The organism is Pseudomonas fluvialis (genome assembly GCF_002835605.1).
Lineage (GTDB): Bacteria > Pseudomonadota > Gammaproteobacteria > Pseudomonadales > Pseudomonadaceae > Aquipseudomonas > Aquipseudomonas fluvialis.
In genome coordinates this window covers 1-15,896 of sequence record NZ_PIYS01000005.1, presented here as the reverse complement: position 1 = coordinate 15,896, position 15,896 = coordinate 1, and the positions used below count along the sequence as shown (strand labels likewise).

The window sequence follows — 15,896 nt, the reverse complement described above, 5'->3', positions numbered from 1 at the left end:
GCTCAGGGGATACGCACGCCTTCGTTGAGCAGCATGTCGACCAGGCGGATCAGGGGTAGGCCGATCAGGCTGGTGCTGTCTTCGCCTGTAGTGCTGCGGAACAGGCTGATGCCGAGTCCCTCCGACTTGAAGCTGCCGGCGCAGTCAAAGGGTTGCTCGGCCTGCAGATAACGGTCGATGCGCGACTCGTCGAGTTCGCGAAAATGCACCGTGAAGGGTACGCAGGCTACCTGGCAGTAGCCGCTCTGGCTGTTGAGTAGCGCCAGTCCGGTCAGAAATACCAGGCTGCGCCCGCTGGCGTTCAGCAGTTGTTGTCTGGCACGTGGGAAGTCATGCGGTTTGCCTATGATCTGTCCGTCCAGTGCGGCAACCTGGTCTGAGCCGATGATCAGGTGCTGTGGATGGCTGGTCGCCAGCGCGTAGGCTTTGTTCCGCGCCAGTCGACAGACCAGTTGTTCGGCGCTTTCCCCGGGTAGTGCCTGTTCGTCGATGTCCGGGCTGGCCCAGGTGAAAGGCAGACGCAGGCGCTTGAGCAGGTCGCGGCGATAGGCTGAGCTGGAGGCGAGAACGAGAGGCAGCATGCATGGACTCCTGAATGAGGGGTGATTGTAGGGGCTGCCGGCAGCGCTGAGTAGGCACCGTTGGGCGGTGTCGGGGAATTTGTTTTGACAGCGCAGGGGGACATCCCTAGAATGCCGCGCCTATGTTGAATGGGCCGATTCCACCTCAGGTTGATCCGCGTAAGTTGGCAGATCGCAGCGCTACCCTTGAAGGCGTAGCAAGCATTGCCAGTTTTGAGCGGCTCAGCGAAGCACTCGCCGATACAGCGGGTGACGTCAGCGCGAAACTGGTTTTCGGGCGTGATGAGCGTCGTGCAGCGTTTTTGCACAGTACGCTGCAGGCTGAGGTGAAAATGATTTGCCAGCGTTGCCTGGAGCCGGTGTCCTTGCCGATTCGCAGTGAGTGTCACTATGCAATAGTGAAGCCGGATGCGGATCTGCAATCACTGCCGAAAGGTTACGACGTGCTGGAAGCGGGTGAGGAGCCGCTCGATCTGCTGAGTCTGATCGAGGAAGAAATGCTGCTTGCCCTGCCGATTGTTCCGGCCCACGATCCAGCAGATTGCCAGCAGCCGGTGGGCGTTACAGAGCCTGAGCCGTGCGAGGACGAGGTTTCGCGGTCCAACCCGTTCAGTGTATTGGCGCAGTTAAAGCGTGACCCAAACGTTTAGGAGTTCATCAGTATGGCTGTTCAGCAGAACAAAAAATCCCGTTCCGCCCGCGACATGCGCCGTTCGCACGACGCTCTCGAAGCGAATGCCCTGTCCGTTGAAAAGAGCACCGGTGAAGTTCACCTGCGCCACCACGTTTCTCCGGAAGGTGTGTACCGCGGTCGCAAGGTGATCGACAAGGGCGCAGACGAGTAATCCTTGTCCGTCTCAGTCATCGCGATTGACGCAATGGGCGGGGACTTCGGTCCCCGCTGCATTGTTCCGGCTTGCCTGGCGGCATTGGCCGAATTCCCCTCGCTGCACTTGGTCCTGGTTGGCCACTCTCCCGTTCTTGAAGAATTGATTGCCGATTGCCCTGCGGCGGATCGCCATCGTCTGTGCATCGAACATGCCAGCGAAGTGATCGGCATGGACGAGCGTCCGGCTCAGGCGCTGCGCAGCAAGCCCGACGCTTCCATGCGCGTTGCCCTGGAATTGTTGCGTAGCGGACGTGCGCAGGCCTGTGTGAGTGCCGGTAATACCGGCGCCTTGATGGCCTTGTCGCGCTATGTGCTGAAAACCCTGCCTGGTATTGACCGGCCCGCCATGGTCAGTGCCATACCTACGGCGACCGGGCGCTGTCACTTGCTGGATCTGGGCGCCAATGTCGATTGCAGTGCCGAGCATCTTTACCAGTTCGCGGTCATGGGGGCGGTGGCTGCCGAGGCATGCGGAGTCGTGCGGCCGCGGGTGGCCCTGCTTAATGTGGGCACCGAGGAAATCAAGGGCAATCAGCAGGTCAAGCTGGCTGCCAGTCTGTTGCAGCAAGCGCGCGGGCTTAACTATATCGGCTTTGTCGAAGGTGACGGTCTCTACCGTGGCGAGGCAGATGTGGCGGTGTGCGATGGTTTTGTCGGCAATATCCTGCTGAAGTCCAGCGAGGGATTGGCCAGCATGATTTCCCGGCGCATTGAGGCATTGTTCAGCGAAAGCATGGGGTCGCGTCTGCTGGGCTCGCTTGCTTTGCCATTGCTGCAGCGCCTGCATGGCGATCTGGCGCCGGCGCAGCATAACGGTGCGAGCTTTCTCGGTTTGCAGGGGATCGTGGTGAAGAGCCATGGTGCCGCCGGTAGTGAGGCCTTCCAGAGTGCTATCCGTCGCGCACTGCTGGAAATCAGGGAAAACCTCCCGCAACGCCTGCATGGTCGCCTGGAACATCTCCTGCTGTAGGATGTGACTGCCTGCTGCGGCAGGCCATCCAATGTTTCAGTTTCTGGCACCTGAGGTGCCGTTTTTGCGTTGCATTCTGATCAGGAAACTCCTTATGTCCGCACCACTTGCCTTCGTTTTCCCAGGCCAGGGTTCGCAATCGCTGGGTATGCTGGGCGAGCTTGCCGCACAGCAGGCGAGCATCCTGGATACTTTTGCCGAGGCGTCCGAGGCGTTGGGCTATGACCTCTGGTCGCTGACCCAGCAGGGGCCCGAGGCACTGCTGAACCAGACCGACAAGACGCAGCCGGCCATCCTCACCGCCTCAGTGGCGCTGTGGCGTCTGTGGCAGATACAGGACGGGCGTCAACCGGATTATGTGGCCGGGCATAGCCTGGGTGAGTACTCGGCCCTGGTGGCTGCCGGCAGCCTGAGCCTGGCCGATGCGGTGCGTCTGGTAGAGCGCCGTGGCCAGTTGATGCAGGATGCCGTACCGGCCGGGCAGGGCGGCATGGCTGCCATTCTTGGTCTGGAGGATGCCGATGTCCTGGCTGCCTGTGCCGAAGCGGCGCAGGGCGAAGTGGTGAGTGCCGTGAACTTCAATGCGCCTGGCCAGGTGGTGATTGCCGGAGCGCTGGGGGCGGTCGAACGAGCCATTGCGGCCTGTAAGGAGCGTGGTGCCAAGCGGGCCATGCCTCTGCCGGTCAGTGTGCCTTCGCATTGCGCATTGATGCGCCCGGCGGCCGAGCGTTTTGCCGAGGCGCTGCAGGCCGTGCAGTGGCAGGCGCCGCGTATTGCCCTGGTGCAGAACGTCAGCGCCGCGGTTCCTGCCGATCTGGCTACCTTGCAGGCAGATTTGCTGGCCCAGTTGTACAGCCCGGTACGCTGGGTGGAGTCGGTGGTCTATCTGGCTGGGAAGGGTGTGCTTGATCTGGTCGAGTGCGGCCCCGGCAAGGTGCTGGCCGGTCTTAACAAGCGCTGTGCCAAGGGTCTGACGACCCATAACCTGGATACCCCGGATGCCTTTGCCGCTACGCAAGCGGCGCTGGCCTGAGCTCAAGGAGAAGCGTATGACTCTGCAAGGTAAGGTGGCCCTGGTAACAGGTGCCAGTCGTGGTATTGGCCAGGCGATTGCTCTGGAGTTGGGGCGTCAGGGGGCTGTGGTCATCGGTACGGCGACCAGTCCGGCAGGTGCTGAACGCATCGCCGAAACGCTCAAGGCGCATGATATCCAGGGCGCTGGTCTGGTGCTGGACGTCGCCAGCGACGAGTCGGTGGCGACTACTCTGGAACATATCCAGCAGCACCTGGGGCAGCCGCTGATTCTGGTCAACAATGCCGGCATTACCCGTGACAACCTGATGCTGCGCATGAAGGATGAAGAGTGGCATGACGTCATCAATACCAACCTCAGCAGCCTGTATCGCATGACCAAGGCGGTGCTGCGTGGCATGACCAAGGCACGTTGGGGGCGGATTATCAATGTCGGCTCGGTGGTGGGTGCGATGGGGAATGCCGGTCAGGTCAACTACGCAGCCGCCAAGGCCGGTCTGGAAGGTTTTGGGCGTGCGCTGGCGCGTGAGGTGGGGTCGCGGGCCATCACCGTCAATGCCGTGGCGCCGGGCTTTATCGATACCGATATGACCCGTGAACTCACCGAGGCGCAGCGTGACGCCATGCTGGCGCAGATCCCCCTGGGCCGGCTGGGGCAGGCCGAGGAGATCGCCAAGGTGGTGGCATTCCTCGCCAGCGATGCGGCGGGCTACGTGACAGGCGCGACTATTCCGGTGAATGGCGGCATGTACATGGCCTGAATGTGACCTGGCCAGTCAGATTAGTGTCATAAGAGCTGTCTAAAATCCGTTATAACTGTGCAGCTGGTTATAGACAGGTTGTTGAAGTGTTGCTGGTTAGGCGTAGGCCATTGGCTTGAAAATTAGAAAACCCTTTCTATACACTGCAGGCCAGCAGCACGGAATTTTCCATAGGAGTGAAAACTAGGTATGAGCACCATCGAAGAACGCGTCAAGAAAATCGTCGCCGAGCAACTGGGCGTCAAAGAAGAGGAAGTGACCAACAGTGCTTCCTTCGTTGAAGATCTCGGCGCGGACTCCCTGGATACCGTCGAGCTGGTGATGGCTCTGGAAGAAGAGTTCGAGACCGAGATCCCGGACGAGCAGGCCGAGAAGATCACCACTGTTCAGGAAGCCATCGACTACATCAACGCGCACGCGCAGTAAGCATGTAGTCGTCGGACTATCCGACCAGGACGAGCCGCACGACCCGCAAAGGCGTGCGGCTTTTCTTTATCAGCAGATTCAATGGTTGTCGGTAGGTGTGGCATGCGCCACAGCGATCGACCGCCTGGCAGAAGAGGGCAGAGCAGTGTCGCGCAGACGCGTTGTGGTTAGCGGATTGGGCATGGTTTCGCCCCTGGGCAATGATGTGGCCAGCAGCTGGGCCGCCGTGTTGGCGGCGCGCAGCGGTATCGGCCTGATCGAGCATATGGATCTGTCGGCCTATTCCACCCGCTTTGGTGGCTCGGTGCGTGGGTTCGATGTCGAGCAATACATGACTGCCAAGGAGGCTCGCAAGCTCGATCTGTTCATCCAGTACGGCATGGCTGCAGGCTTTCAGGCCATGCGTGATGCGGGGCTGGAGATTACCGATGCCAACCGCGAGCGGATTGGCGTGGCCATGGGCTCGGGGATTGGCGGCCTGACCAATATCGAGAATAACTGCAAGTCGCTGCAGGAGCAGGGCCCCCGGCGTATCTCGCCGTTCTTCGTGCCAGGCTCGATCATCAACATGATCTCCGGCTTCCTGTCCATTCACCTGGGCTTGCAGGGGCCGAACTATGCGGTGGCTACTGCCTGTACCACGGGTACGCATTGCATTGGCATGGCCGCGCGGAATATTGCCTATGGCGAAGCCGACGTGATGATTGCCGGTGGTGCGGAAATGGCCACCTGTGGTCTCGGGATGGGCGGATTCGCGGCGGCGCGGGCATTGTCCACGCGTAACGACGACCCGGTTCGCGCCAGTCGCCCCTGGGATAAGGATCGTGACGGTTTTGTCCTGTCCGACGGTGCGGGAGCGCTGGTTCTCGAAGAGCTGGAGCATGCGCGGGCGCGTGGCGCTACCATTTATGCGGAGCTGGTGGGCTTTGGCATGAGTGGCGATGCCTATCACATGACTTCTCCGCCGGAAGATGGTGCCGGTGCCGCACGCTGCATGCGCAATGCCCTGCGCGATGCTGGTTTGCAGCCTGAAGACGTCCAGTACATCAATGCCCACGGCACCTCGACCGCCGCTGGTGACCTGGCCGAAGCCGCGGCGATCAAGGCGGTATTCGCTGAGCATGCCTACCGCTTGGCGGTCAGTTCGACCAAATCGATGACCGGTCACCTGCTCGGCGCTGCCGGTGCGGTCGAAGCAATCTTCAGTGTGCTGGCGTTGCGTGATCAGATCGCGCCGCCGACCATCAACCTGGAGCAGCCTGACGAAGGCTGTGATCTGGACTTCGTGCCGCATCAGGCACGACACATGTCGATCGATGCGGTGCTGTCCAACTCGTTCGGCTTTGGTGGTACCAACGGTTCGCTGCTGTTCCGCCGGTTGCGTGACTGATGCGTTGCTGGGTCAATGGCCAGCCGAGCCAGCAGCTTGCCCTGCAGGATCGTGGGCTGGCCTATGGCGACGGTCTGTTTGAAAGCATCGCCGTGCGTCGGGGCCGAGCGCCCTTGCTGGACTGGCACCTGGCGCGCCTGCAGCGTGGCTGCGAGCGCCTCAGACTGCCTTGTCCTACGGCTGAAGTGCTGGCGCAGTTGACGGCATTCATTGCCGAGCAGCAGGACGGAGTGGTCAAGCTGATCCTGACCCGGGGTGTCGGCCAGCGTGGCTATGCGCTGCCTGATCCCTGCCAGCCAACACTGATCCTTCAGGGGCTACCGGCGCCGGCCTATCCAGCTGGGCATGCGACTGACGGGGTGCGCCTGTTTGCCTGTCGCACACGCCTGGCCGAACAGCCACTGCTGGCCGGTATCAAGCATCTGAATCGGCTGGAGCAGGTGCTGGCGCGCGCCGAATGGCAGGATCCGGCTTTTCCCGAAGGGCTGGTGTGCGATACCCAGGGGCGGGTCATCGAAGGCGTATCGAGCAATCTGTTTTTGCAGCGCGGTGGCGTGTTGATGACACCGGATCTGCAACGCTGCGGGGTGACGGGGGTCATGCGCGCCTGGCTGCTGGAGCAGGCTGCCGTGTTGCGTATTCCACTACAGGTCCGGGATATCAGTCTGGCCGACTTGCAGGCTGCCGACGAAGTGTTTGTCTGCAATAGCCTGTTTGGTATCTGGCCGGTACGTGAGTTGGCGGATAGCCACTGGCCGGTGGGGGAGCTGACCCGTAAACTGCAGGCCCTGGTTTCCCGCCTGATGGATGAGTAATTGGTGATAGCAAGAATGCTGCGTGTGCTGGTGGCCGGTCTGGCGTTGCTGGCGTTGCTGGCTGGCTGGGCGTTATGGCAATACCAGGCCGCGGCTGATCAGCTATTACAGCTCAACGATGAGCGTTTGCTGGAGGTGCCGCCGGGCAGTACGCCCAACGGTCTGCTGATTCGTCTGGAGCAGGAGGGCGTACTGGCTGACGCCTGGTGGCTGCGGTTGCGCTGGCGCCTGCAGTTTGCCCATGGTGCCTTGCACAGCGGCGAATACCGTCTGCATCCCGAGATGAGCGCAGGGCAATTGCTGGCGCTATGGCAGCGTGGCGACGTCGTGCAATACAACCTGACCCTGGTGGAAGGCTGGACCTTCGCGCAGGTGCGTCAGGCCCTGGCGCGCGCGGACAAGCTCCAGCAAACCCTGGACGGCCTGAGCGACGCTGACCTGATGCGCCATCTGGGCGCCAAGGGCGAACATCCGGAAGGGCGTTTCTTCCCTGATACCTACCGCTATGTGCGCGGCATGCGTGATGTGGATTTGCTGCGCCAGGCCTATCAGCGCCTGGCCAGCGTGCTGCAGGAAGAATGGCAGCAGCGTGCCGCGGACCTGCCTTATGCCGATCCCTACCAGGCGCTGATCATGGCTTCGCTGATCGAAAAGGAAACCGGCGTTGCCCATGAGCGAGCACAGATTGCCGGCGTATTCATTCGCCGTCTGCGTATCGGCATGCCGCTGCAAACCGACCCCACGGTGATCTATGGCATGGGCGAAGCGTATCGGGGGCGCATTACCCGTGCCGATCTGCGGCGTCCCACGCCCTACAACACCTACACCATGCGTGGTTTGCCGCCGACACCGATTGCCATGGTTGGGCGTGAAGCCATTCATGCCGCCCTGCATCCGCAGGATGGCCGCAGCCTGTACTTTGTCGCGCGTGGTGATGGCAGCCACGTGTTTTCCAATACCCTGGCTGAGCACAATCGAGCCGTGCGTGAGTATCAGCTCAAGCGCCGTGCCGATTACCGTTCCAGCCCTGCACCACAACCGAAGGAAGCCCGGTGAGCGGACTATTCATCACTCTTGAGGGGCCGGAAGGTGCCGGCAAGAGCACCAATCGCGATTATCTGGCGATGTGTTTGCGGGCCGCAGGGATCGAGGTTCTGCTGACCCGTGAGCCGGGAGGTACGCCGTTGGCTGAGCGTATTCGTGAGTTGCTGCTGGCGCCAAGCGATGAAGCCATGGCGGCTGATACCGAGCTGCTGCTGGTCTTCGCGGCCCGTGCACAGCATCTGGCGCAAGTTATTCGCCCTGCTTTGGCGCGGGGGTGCGTGGTGCTCTGCGATCGTTTTACCGATGCAACCTATGCTTATCAGGGCGGTGGGCGTGGCCTGTCACAGCAACGCATTGCCGAGCTTGAGCGTTTTGTGCAAGGCGATCTGCGTCCCGATCTGACCCTGCTCTTCGACCTGCCGGTCGAACAGGGGCTGGCGCGGGCGGCGGTGCGTGGCCGGCTGGATCGTTTCGAGCAGGAGCAGCGCAGCTTCTTCGAAGCAGTGCGCCAGACCTACCTGCAGCGTGCTGCGCTGGCCCCGCAGCGCTACCGTCTGCTGGATGCGTCGCAGTCCCTGCAGCAGGTGCAGGCTGCTATTGATGGCCTGGTGCCGATGCTTGTGGAGCGTTGCCGTGGCTAACGGCTATCCCTGGCAACAGGGCTTGTGGCAGCAATTGGCGCGCCGCCCGCAGCATGCCCATGCCTACCTGCTGCATGGGCCGAGCGGCACGGGGAAGCGTGATTTTGCCAGTGCTCTGGCAGATTTCCTGTTGTGCCAAAAGCCTCAGGGCGACCAGCCGTGCGGTGTTTGTCGTGGTTGCTTGTTGCTGGCAGCCGGTACGCATCCGGATCGCTTTGAGCTGAAACCGGCCGAGGATCGCGCCAGTGTGGGGGTCGATCAGGTACGCGAGCTGGTGCATTTCGTCGGGCAGACAGCTCAGCTGGCTGGGCGCAAGTTGGTGCTGATTGCCCAGCCGCCGGTTGAGGAAATGACTCTGCAGGCTGCCAATGCGCTCCTCAAGAGTCTTGAGGAGCCCGCCGGCGATACCGTCATGCTGCTGCTCAGTGACCAGCCCAGCCGCGTGCTGCCTACGGTGCGCAGTCGCTGCGTGCAGCAGGCTATGCCGTTGCCGACTGCGCAGCAGGCTGCGGACTATCTGCAGGCTGTGCTGCCTGAGCTGGCTGCCGAGCAGCGAGGTGAGTTGTTGCAGTTGGCCGCCGGTTCGCCCCTGCGTGCACAACAATTGGCAGCGCAAGGTGTTCTGGAGCAGCGTGCGCTGGTGGTGGAGGGGGTGAAGAAGCTGCTCAAGCAGCAGGCCCAGCCGACACAGCTGGCAGAAGGCTGGAAGGACGTACCCCTGCTGCTGCTCTTTGACTGGTTCAGCCAGTGGGCGCAACTTCTTCTGCGCTACCAGTTGACGGGGGATGCTGACGCCCTGGGGTCAGCGGATATGCACAAGGTATTGCAATACCTGGCAGATAAAAGCAGTACGCCCGCGGTACTGCATATACAGGACTGGTTGCTGGAGCAGCGGCAGAAGTTGCTGGGTAAGGCGCCGCTCAACCGTGTGCTGCTGCTCGAAGCCTTGCTGCTGCAGTGGGCAAGACTGCCGGGCTCGGGCTAGAATCGGGCAACCTGTCGGTTTGCTAGGAACGCTGCATGAGTCTGCCACCCAATCTGGGCCCGCGTAACGGGATTCTCTCCCTGACCATCAAGGATAAGTCGGTGTTGTATGCCGCCTATATGCCGTTCATTCGCAATGGTGGTTTGTTCATTCCGACCAATAAGAGCTACAAGCTCGGTGATGAAGTGTTCATGTTGCTCAACCTGATGGACGAGCCGGAAAAAATCCCGGTTGCCGGCAAGGTGGTCTGGATTACCCCCAAAGGGGCCCAGGGCAGCCGTGCTGCGGGGGTTGGCGTGCAGTTCAATGATGGCGACAACACCGCACGTAACAAGATCGAAACTTACCTGGCTGGCGCCCTCAAGTCAGACCGTCCAACCCATACCATGTAAGTAGCCTGTACAGCTGGCGTCTCAGGTTCGGCCTGGCGCTGGCAGTCGGCTGCCTGACGTTTTGAGATTTTCATGCTGATCGATACCCACTGCCACCTTGATCGTCTGGATCTGGCTGCCCATGGCGGTAGCCTGGATGCCGCTCTGGAGGCGGCGCGCGCCTGCGGGGTGCAGCGTTTTCTATGTATTGGTATCAATGTGGCCAATGCGCCAACGGTCAAAGCCTTGGCCGAGCGCTATGCGGATGTCTTCTGTACGGTAGGTGTTCATCCGTTGGACCTGCAGGATAGCCAAGCGCCCACCCTGCAATGGTTGCTGGATGCGCTGGCGCATCCGCGCGTGCTGGCGATCGGTGAGACCGGGCTGGATTATCACTATCGCCCGCAGGATGCCGAGCAGCAGCAGGCAGCCTTTCGCCTGCACCTGGAGGCGGCACAACTCACCGGCAAGCCGGTGGTCGTGCACACGCGCGAGGCGCGCGAGGATACCCTGCGCTGTTTGCGCGAGGCGGCCTTGCCGCAGGCGGGGGTGCTGCACTGTTTTACCGAAGACTGGGCGATGGCCGAGGCAGCGCTGGATATTGGTTTCTACATCTCGTTTTCCGGCATCGTCACCTTCCGCAATGCCGAAGCGTTGCGTGAGGTGGCCCGCCGGGTTCCAGCCGATCGTTTGCTGGTGGAAACCGATGCCCCCTACCTGGCGCCTGTTCCGCATCGTGGCAAGGCCAATTTGCCGCAATACGTTCGCGAGGTGGCTGAGTATCTGGCGACCTTGCGTGGCGTCAGTTATGCGCAGCTATGCGAGCAGACCGGGGAGAATGCCAGGCGTTTGTTTGGCATGCCCTGAGGGGGAATGCCCATAAAAAAGCCCGACCATTGGTCGGGCTTTTTTATACGAGGCGCACTTACATGTTGGGGTAGTTCGGGCCGCCAGTGCCTTCCGGGGCTACCCAGGTGATGTTCTGTGCAGGATCCTTGATGTCACAGGTCTTGCAGTGCACACAGTTCTGCGCGTTGATCTGGAAGCGCTTGTTGCCGTCTTCCTGGGTGACCACTTCATAGACCCCGGCCGGGCAGTAGCGTTGTGCCGGTTCGTCATAGAGCGGCAGGTTCTTGCTCAGCGGAATGCTCGGGTCGGTCAGCTTCAGGTGGCAGGGTTGTTCCTCTTCATGGTTGGTATTGGAGAGGAATACTGAGCTGAGCTTGTCGAAGCTGAGTTTGCCATCCGGTTTCGGGTAGTCGATCTTCGTGCATTCGGCAGCCGGCTTCAGGCAGGCATAGTCCGGCTTGTTGTCATGCAGGGTGAAGGGGATCTTGCCACCGAACCAGTTCTGGTCGATGTAGTTGAAGGCTCCGCCCAGCAGTGCGCCGAACTTGTGGATGGCCGGGCCGAAATTGCGGCTGCGGAACAGTTCGTCGAACAGCCAGCTGCTCTTGAAGTTGTCGACGTAGCTAGTCAGCACATCACCGCCTTCCTTGCCTGCAAGGAGAGCTGCAGCAACCGCTTCCGCAGCCAGCATGCCAGATTTCATGGCGGTGTGGCTGCCCTTGATCTTGGCGAAGTTGAGGGTGCCGAGATCGCAACCGATCAATGCGCCGCCCGGGAACACCATCTTGGGCATCGAGTTGATGCCGCCTTTGCAGATGGCGCGTGCGCCATAGGCGACGCGCTTGCCGCCTTCCAGGTACTGCTTGATAACCGGGTGGTGCTTGTAGCGCTGGAATTCATCGAAGGGCGACAGGTGCGGGTTGGCATAGGACAGGTCGATGATCAGGCCAACGACTACCTGGTTGTTCTCCAGATGGTAGAGGAACGAACCACCGGTGTTTTCCTTGCCCATGATGTCCAGCGGCCAGCCGGCGGTGTGCACCACCAGGCCCTGCTCATGCTTGGCCGGGTCGATGTCCCAGATTTCCTTAATGCCAATGCCGTAATGCTGGGCGTCGGCTTCGCTATCCAGGTTGTATTTCTTGATCAGCTGCTTGCCGATGTGGCCACGGCAGCCTTCGGCGAACAGGGTGTACTTGGCACGCAGTTCCATGCCCGGGGTGTAGTAGCCTTCCTTCGGGTGGCCTTCACGATCCACGCCCAGGTCGCCTGTGATGATGCCGCGCACCACGCCGTTCTCGTCGATCAGTGCTTCCTGAGCAGCGAAGCCCGGATAGATCTCGACGCCCAAGCCTTCGGCCTGCTGGGCCAGCCAGCGGCAAAGATTGCCCAGAGAGATGATGTAGTTGCCTTCGTTGTGCATGGTTTTCGGCACAAAGAGGTCTGGGATACGTGTGGCATTTTCTGCATTTTTGAGCAGGTAAATGTCGTCACGTTTGACTGGGGTGTTCAGCGGAGCGCCGAGCTCTTGCCAGTTGGGGAAGAGTTCGTTGAGCGCGCGTGGTTCGAAAACCGCACCGGAGAGAATGTGGGCGCCGACTTCGGAACCTTTCTCGACCACACAAACGCTGATTTCTTGGCCAGCGTCAGCGGCTTGCTGTTTCAGTCGGCATGCGGCGGAAAGACCGGCGGGGCCGGCGCCGACGATGACGACGTCGAATTCCATGTATTCGCGTTCCACAGTCTATCTCCTACTCGAGGCTCTTCGATATTTTATGATGTAGGCTAGGATCTATCCCGGATCAGAGCCGCAGCATTATATCTGCAGGCTGGGATAGCTCCAATACAAACGTTTGTTTGAATTTGCCAAAACCCTGTTAGCATCAGCCTTAGGCAGCCGATTGTGCCTATTTTGCCGTATTGACCCAGATAGGCGATACAGTCAAGATACGAACGGTTTTGCGCTCGCTCGCATGGGCTGACTATCGGTTCCGGCCGATCTGCATCACCCGCCAGGCACCGCCTGGGCGACATTCTTATTCACCGGAGAGTAACGAGGAATCCATGAAGGTTCTTGTAGCTGTCAAACGAGTGGTCGACTACAACGTCAAGGTTCGCGTCAAGGCGGACAACTCCGGCGTCGACCTCGCCAACGTCAAGATGTCGATGAACCCCTTCTGCGAAATCGCCGTGGAAGAAGCCGTACGCCTGAAAGAGAAGGGCGTTGCCAGCGAGATCGTAGTTGTGGCCGTTGGCCCGAATGCGGCTCAGGAGCAACTGCGTACCGCTCTGGCGCTGGGTGCTGACCGCGCCATTTTGGTTGAGTCCAATGATGAACTGAACTCCCTGGCTGTGGCCAAGGTGCTCAAGGCCGTGGTTGAGAAAGAGCAGCCGCAGCTGGTTATTCTTGGCAAACAGGCGATTGACAGCGACAACAACCAGACCGGCCAGATGCTCGGTGCATTGACCGGTATGCCGCAAGGCACCTTTGCCTCCAAGGTTGAAGTGGCTGGTGACAAAGTTAACGTGACCCGCGAAATTGACGGCGGTCTGCAAACCGTTGCATTGAGCCTGCCGGCTATCGTGACCACCGACCTGCGCCTGAACGAGCCGCGCTACGCGTCGCTGCCGAACATCATGAAGGCCAAGAAAAAGCCGCTGGAGACTCTGACTCCCGATGCGCTGGGCGTTTCCACCGCCTCCACCGTCAAGACCCTCAAGGTTGAAGCGCCGGCTACCCGCAGCGCCGGCATCAAGGTCAAGTCCGTGGCTGAACTGGTCGAGAAACTGAAGAACGAGGCGAAGGTAATCTAAATGGCTATCCTGGTTATCGCTGAACACTCCAATGCTGCCCTGAGCGCCGCGACTCTCAATGTCGTGACTGCAGCCCAGAAGATCGGTGGCGACATTCACGTGCTGGTTGCCGGTGCTGGTTGCGCCGCTGCCGCCGAAGCAGCAGCCAAGGTTGCTGGCGTGAGCAAGGTGCTGGTAGCAGACGACGCTTCTTTGGCTCACCAACTGCCGGAAAACCTCGCACCGCTGGTTGCCGAATTGGGCAAGAGCTACAGCCACATCCTGGCTGCCGCCACCACCACCGGCAAGAACTTCCTGCCGCGCGTTGCCGCTGCTCTGGATGTTGATCAGATCTCCGAGATCATCGCCGTGGAAAGCGCGGATACCTTCAAGCGTCCGATCTATGCGGGTAATGCCATCGCTACCGTGCAGTCTTCGGCTGCCGTTAAGGTGATCACCGTACGTACCACCGGTTTTGATGCCGCCGCTGCTGAAGGTGGTTCTGCCGCCGTTGAAGCCGTGGCAGGCGCAGCTGATGCCGGCAAGTCGGCCTTCGTTGGTGAAGAGCTGGCCAAGTCGGATCGTCCGGAGCTGACCGCAGCGAAGATCGTCGTTTCCGGCGGTCGTGGTATGGGCAATGGTGACAACTTCAAGCACCTGTACGCGCTGGCCGACAAGCTGGGCGCTGCCGTTGGCGCTTCGCGCGCGGCCGTTGACGCCGGCTTCGTGCCGAACGACATGCAGGTCGGTCAGACCGGCAAAATCGTCGCGCCGCAGCTGTACATCGCGGTCGGCATCTCCGGTGCTATCCAGCACCTGGCTGGCATGAAAGACTCCAAGGTGATCGTGGCAATCAACAAGGACGAAGAGGCGCCGATCTTCCAGGTCGCCGACTACGGCCTGGTTGCTGATCTGTTCGAGGCTGTTCCGGAGCTGGAAAGCCTGGTCTGATCACCTCAGCTGCTGTATCAACAAGCCCGCCGCTATGGCTAATGCTGTTCACTTAAGCGGAGCAGCCTTTCGATCCACTGGATAACGGGTCTTTGAGATCTTCACCGTCCTTGGTCTTGATGGCCTTGGACGGTGATCCAGAAACAGCCCACCGATTCCTGCTCTCAGCTCCGACAATCGTGTTCCTGTTGCTGAAATCGGGTTGGCCGCCGCCATCACGATCAATTGCACGGCGATGTATTGAGCTACTGGTTTGAAGCGGATGTCGCCCGGAGAGCGGCCGAAGGCGACGGCTGCCTGACCGGCTTCGCGGCGGATGATGTTGTAGGCCAACAACAAGCCCCAGACCTCCTGGTAGACCAGCTCCGTTACCTTGCTGCGCAGGGTCATCGCATTCTGCTGCAGAGAGCTTTTGATATCCCGGAAGCCCAGCTCGATCTCCCAGCGCTCCTGATACAGCTTGGCGATGGTCTTGGCGCTGTAAGTATCCGCAGGCAGCGAGGTGAGCACTGTCTTGATCTTGTCCTTCACGGCGTAGCTGACTTCACGTACCTCCCAGTGCGTCGGCAGGTCGGGGTTGCGCTTTCGTGCCTGTGCCGACACCTTCATGCGCAGCAAACGATCGCCCTTGCCGTAACGAGCGACTTCCTCGCCAACCAGCCCTTGGCGGGCCGGAATCAGCCAGTGCCGGCTTTCCCCTGCGGCGCCCAGGCGCAACAGCAAGTCGGCACTCCAGAAGCCCTTATCGAACAGCGTCACCGACTGATTGGGAATCTGCTGCATAAACTCATCGGCCAAGCGCATCTCACTGCGCCGGTAGGGACTCACCTGCGCATCCAGAATCAGGTGCGAGCGCACGTTCATCAGGGCTACCAGTCGCAGCATGGGAAACGGCGTCTGGCGCTCGGTGGAGGTATTGCCGGAGCCGAAATGCTCTCGGAGTTCAGGCGTGTCTGGGGTGCGCAGGAGTGCGCCATCCACGGCCAATACTTGCAGGCCCTGCCAGGTATCGCCCTCATAGCGCTCGCAACCCCACTGGTTACCCGTCTGACGAAACAGCCACTCAACCGGATCGGCACCCAATCGTTTACGCGCCTCGGTGACACCGCTTCGGGCCAGCAGGTCGTGAGAGGCCAGCCCCTGGGCACAGATATTCAGGCGTCGTGCGACCTCATGCACCGGCTCGTCACGGAACAAGGCCATGCCAAGCACCAGCCAGAGCACCTGATCGCTGGGCAGACGCCGCCGCCTTATGGTGGCCTGGGCGGACAAGTCCAGAGCGGATGCCACCCACTCGATCGGGATGTTTTGGGTGAAGGTGCTCAGATCCGAGAAGTTGAACAGTTCACCTAAGTCGAGCAGTTGCTGTTGCAGAGACATAAAAAATCCGATGCCAGG

General features: G+C 60.6%; 18 protein-coding genes. 15 read left to right on the top strand and 3 right to left on the bottom strand.

The features are described from left to right. Positions 1-2: 2 nt before the first annotated feature. Positions 3-581, bottom strand: coding sequence for a Maf family protein (locus tag CW360_RS03945; protein ID WP_101192824.1), 579 nt, complete (start codon positions 579-581; stop codon positions 3-5). 122 nt (positions 582-703) lie between these two features. Here CW360_RS03945 and CW360_RS03940 point away from each other — a divergent pair, with 122 nt between their 5' ends. The 13 genes from CW360_RS03940 to CW360_RS03880 all read left to right on the top strand — a co-directional run bounded on the left by CW360_RS03940 (position 704) and on the right by CW360_RS03880 (position 10,772). Beyond that, the gene (locus CW360_RS03940; RefSeq protein ID WP_093987269.1) at positions 704-1,231 is read left to right on the top strand and encodes a YceD family protein; all 528 of its coding nucleotides are present in this window, start codon (positions 704-706) and stop codon (positions 1,229-1,231) included. Positions 1,232-1,243: 12 nt separating this feature from the next. Then, positions 1,244-1,426, top strand: coding sequence for a 50S ribosomal protein L32 (rpmF, locus tag CW360_RS03935; RefSeq protein ID WP_013791824.1), 183 nt, complete (start codon positions 1,244-1,246; stop codon positions 1,424-1,426). Between the two features lie 3 nt (positions 1,427-1,429). Beyond that, entirely contained in the window at positions 1,430-2,440 is a 1,011-nt protein-coding gene (gene plsX, locus CW360_RS03930; protein WP_101192823.1) for a phosphate acyltransferase PlsX, read from the top strand. A 94-nt stretch (positions 2,441-2,534) separates the two neighbouring features. Then, entirely contained in the window at positions 2,535-3,473 is a 939-nt protein-coding gene (gene fabD / locus CW360_RS03925; protein ID WP_101192822.1) for an ACP S-malonyltransferase, read from the top strand. A gap of 16 nt (positions 3,474-3,489) precedes the next feature. Then, positions 3,490-4,233 carry a 3-oxoacyl-ACP reductase FabG gene (gene fabG / locus CW360_RS03920; RefSeq protein WP_093987278.1) on the top strand — a complete coding sequence of 248 codons (744 nt, stop codon included), beginning with the start codon at positions 3,490-3,492 and terminating at the stop codon, positions 4,231-4,233. Between the two features lie 189 nt (positions 4,234-4,422). Then, positions 4,423-4,659, top strand: coding sequence for an acyl carrier protein (gene acpP, locus CW360_RS03915; RefSeq protein ID WP_003283670.1), 237 nt, complete (start codon positions 4,423-4,425; stop codon positions 4,657-4,659). Between the two features lie 145 nt (positions 4,660-4,804). Continuing rightward, entirely contained in the window at positions 4,805-6,049 is a 1,245-nt protein-coding gene (gene fabF, locus CW360_RS03910) for a beta-ketoacyl-ACP synthase II (protein ID WP_101192821.1), read from the top strand. Further along, positions 6,049-6,864 carry an aminodeoxychorismate lyase gene (gene pabC / locus CW360_RS03905; RefSeq protein ID WP_101192820.1) on the top strand — a complete coding sequence of 272 codons (816 nt, stop codon included), beginning with the start codon at positions 6,049-6,051 and terminating at the stop codon, positions 6,862-6,864. The genes fabF and pabC overlap by 1 nt, the downstream gene beginning before the upstream one ends. A gap of 15 nt (positions 6,865-6,879) precedes the next feature. After that, positions 6,880-7,920: an endolytic transglycosylase MltG gene (gene mltG, locus CW360_RS03900; protein WP_212633280.1), complete on the top strand. Its 1,041-nt coding sequence runs from the start codon at positions 6,880-6,882 to the stop codon at positions 7,918-7,920. Next, positions 7,917-8,549, top strand: coding sequence for a dTMP kinase (tmk, locus tag CW360_RS03895; protein ID WP_101192819.1), 633 nt, complete (start codon positions 7,917-7,919; stop codon positions 8,547-8,549). Before mltG ends, tmk begins: the two co-directional genes overlap by 4 nt. Beyond that, on the top strand, positions 8,542-9,534 hold the full coding sequence (locus CW360_RS03890) for a DNA polymerase III subunit delta' (RefSeq protein WP_101192818.1): 993 nt from the start codon (positions 8,542-8,544) through the stop codon (positions 9,532-9,534). Before tmk ends, CW360_RS03890 begins: the two co-directional genes overlap by 8 nt. A gap of 35 nt (positions 9,535-9,569) precedes the next feature. Then, complete coding sequence (locus tag CW360_RS03885) at positions 9,570-9,926, top strand: PilZ domain-containing protein (RefSeq protein WP_093987276.1); 357 nt, start codon at positions 9,570-9,572, stop codon at positions 9,924-9,926. Positions 9,927-9,998: 72 nt separating this feature from the next. Continuing rightward, complete coding sequence (locus tag CW360_RS03880) at positions 9,999-10,772, top strand: TatD family hydrolase (protein WP_093987277.1); 774 nt, start codon at positions 9,999-10,001, stop codon at positions 10,770-10,772. Positions 10,773-10,830: 58 nt separating this feature from the next. Here CW360_RS03880 and CW360_RS03875 read toward each other — a convergent pair whose 3' ends face one another. After that, positions 10,831-12,495, bottom strand: a complete 1,665-nt coding sequence (locus CW360_RS03875) for an electron transfer flavoprotein-ubiquinone oxidoreductase (RefSeq protein ID WP_101192817.1) — start codon at positions 12,493-12,495, stop codon at positions 10,831-10,833. A gap of 323 nt (positions 12,496-12,818) precedes the next feature. Here CW360_RS03875 and CW360_RS03870 point away from each other — a divergent pair, with 323 nt between their 5' ends. Then, positions 12,819-13,568 carry an electron transfer flavoprotein subunit beta/FixA family protein gene (locus tag CW360_RS03870; protein WP_093987162.1) on the top strand — a complete coding sequence of 250 codons (750 nt, stop codon included), beginning with the start codon at positions 12,819-12,821 and terminating at the stop codon, positions 13,566-13,568. Further along, positions 13,569-14,498 carry an electron transfer flavoprotein subunit alpha/FixB family protein gene (locus tag CW360_RS03865; RefSeq protein ID WP_093987161.1) on the top strand — a complete coding sequence of 310 codons (930 nt, stop codon included), beginning with the start codon at positions 13,569-13,571 and terminating at the stop codon, positions 14,496-14,498. It abuts the gene before it with no gap. Positions 14,499-14,546: 48 nt separating this feature from the next. On the opposite strand, the gene CW360_RS03860 is transcribed toward CW360_RS03865, so the two are convergent. Continuing rightward, positions 14,547-15,878, bottom strand: coding sequence for an IS4 family transposase (locus tag CW360_RS03860; RefSeq protein WP_170307333.1), 1,332 nt, complete (start codon positions 15,876-15,878; stop codon positions 14,547-14,549). Between the last annotated feature and the right edge of the window lie 18 nt (positions 15,879-15,896).

Coding starts and splice junctions, on each gene's coding strand:
- CW360_RS03945 (WP_101192824.1), bottom strand. CDS start 581: ATGCTGCCTCTCGTTCTCGCCTCCAGCTCAGCCTATCGCCGCGACCTG.
- CW360_RS03940 (WP_093987269.1), top strand. CDS start 704: ATGTTGAATGGGCCGATTCCACCTCAGGTTGATCCGCGTAAGTTGGCA.
- rpmF (WP_013791824.1), top strand. CDS start 1,244: ATGGCTGTTCAGCAGAACAAAAAATCCCGTTCCGCCCGCGACATGCGC.
- fabD (WP_101192822.1), top strand. CDS start 2,535: ATGTCCGCACCACTTGCCTTCGTTTTCCCAGGCCAGGGTTCGCAATCG.
- fabG (WP_093987278.1), top strand. CDS start 3,490: ATGACTCTGCAAGGTAAGGTGGCCCTGGTAACAGGTGCCAGTCGTGGT.
- acpP (WP_003283670.1), top strand. CDS start 4,423: ATGAGCACCATCGAAGAACGCGTCAAGAAAATCGTCGCCGAGCAACTG.
- pabC (WP_101192820.1), top strand. CDS start 6,049: ATGCGTTGCTGGGTCAATGGCCAGCCGAGCCAGCAGCTTGCCCTGCAG.
- mltG (WP_212633280.1), top strand. CDS start 6,880: ATGCTGCGTGTGCTGGTGGCCGGTCTGGCGTTGCTGGCGTTGCTGGCT.
- CW360_RS03885 (WP_093987276.1), top strand. CDS start 9,570: ATGAGTCTGCCACCCAATCTGGGCCCGCGTAACGGGATTCTCTCCCTG.
- CW360_RS03880 (WP_093987277.1), top strand. CDS start 9,999: ATGCTGATCGATACCCACTGCCACCTTGATCGTCTGGATCTGGCTGCC.
- CW360_RS03870 (WP_093987162.1), top strand. CDS start 12,819: ATGAAGGTTCTTGTAGCTGTCAAACGAGTGGTCGACTACAACGTCAAG.
- CW360_RS03865 (WP_093987161.1), top strand. CDS start 13,569: ATGGCTATCCTGGTTATCGCTGAACACTCCAATGCTGCCCTGAGCGCC.
- CW360_RS03860 (WP_170307333.1), bottom strand. CDS start 15,878: ATGTCTCTGCAACAGCAACTGCTCGACTTAGGTGAACTGTTCAACTTC.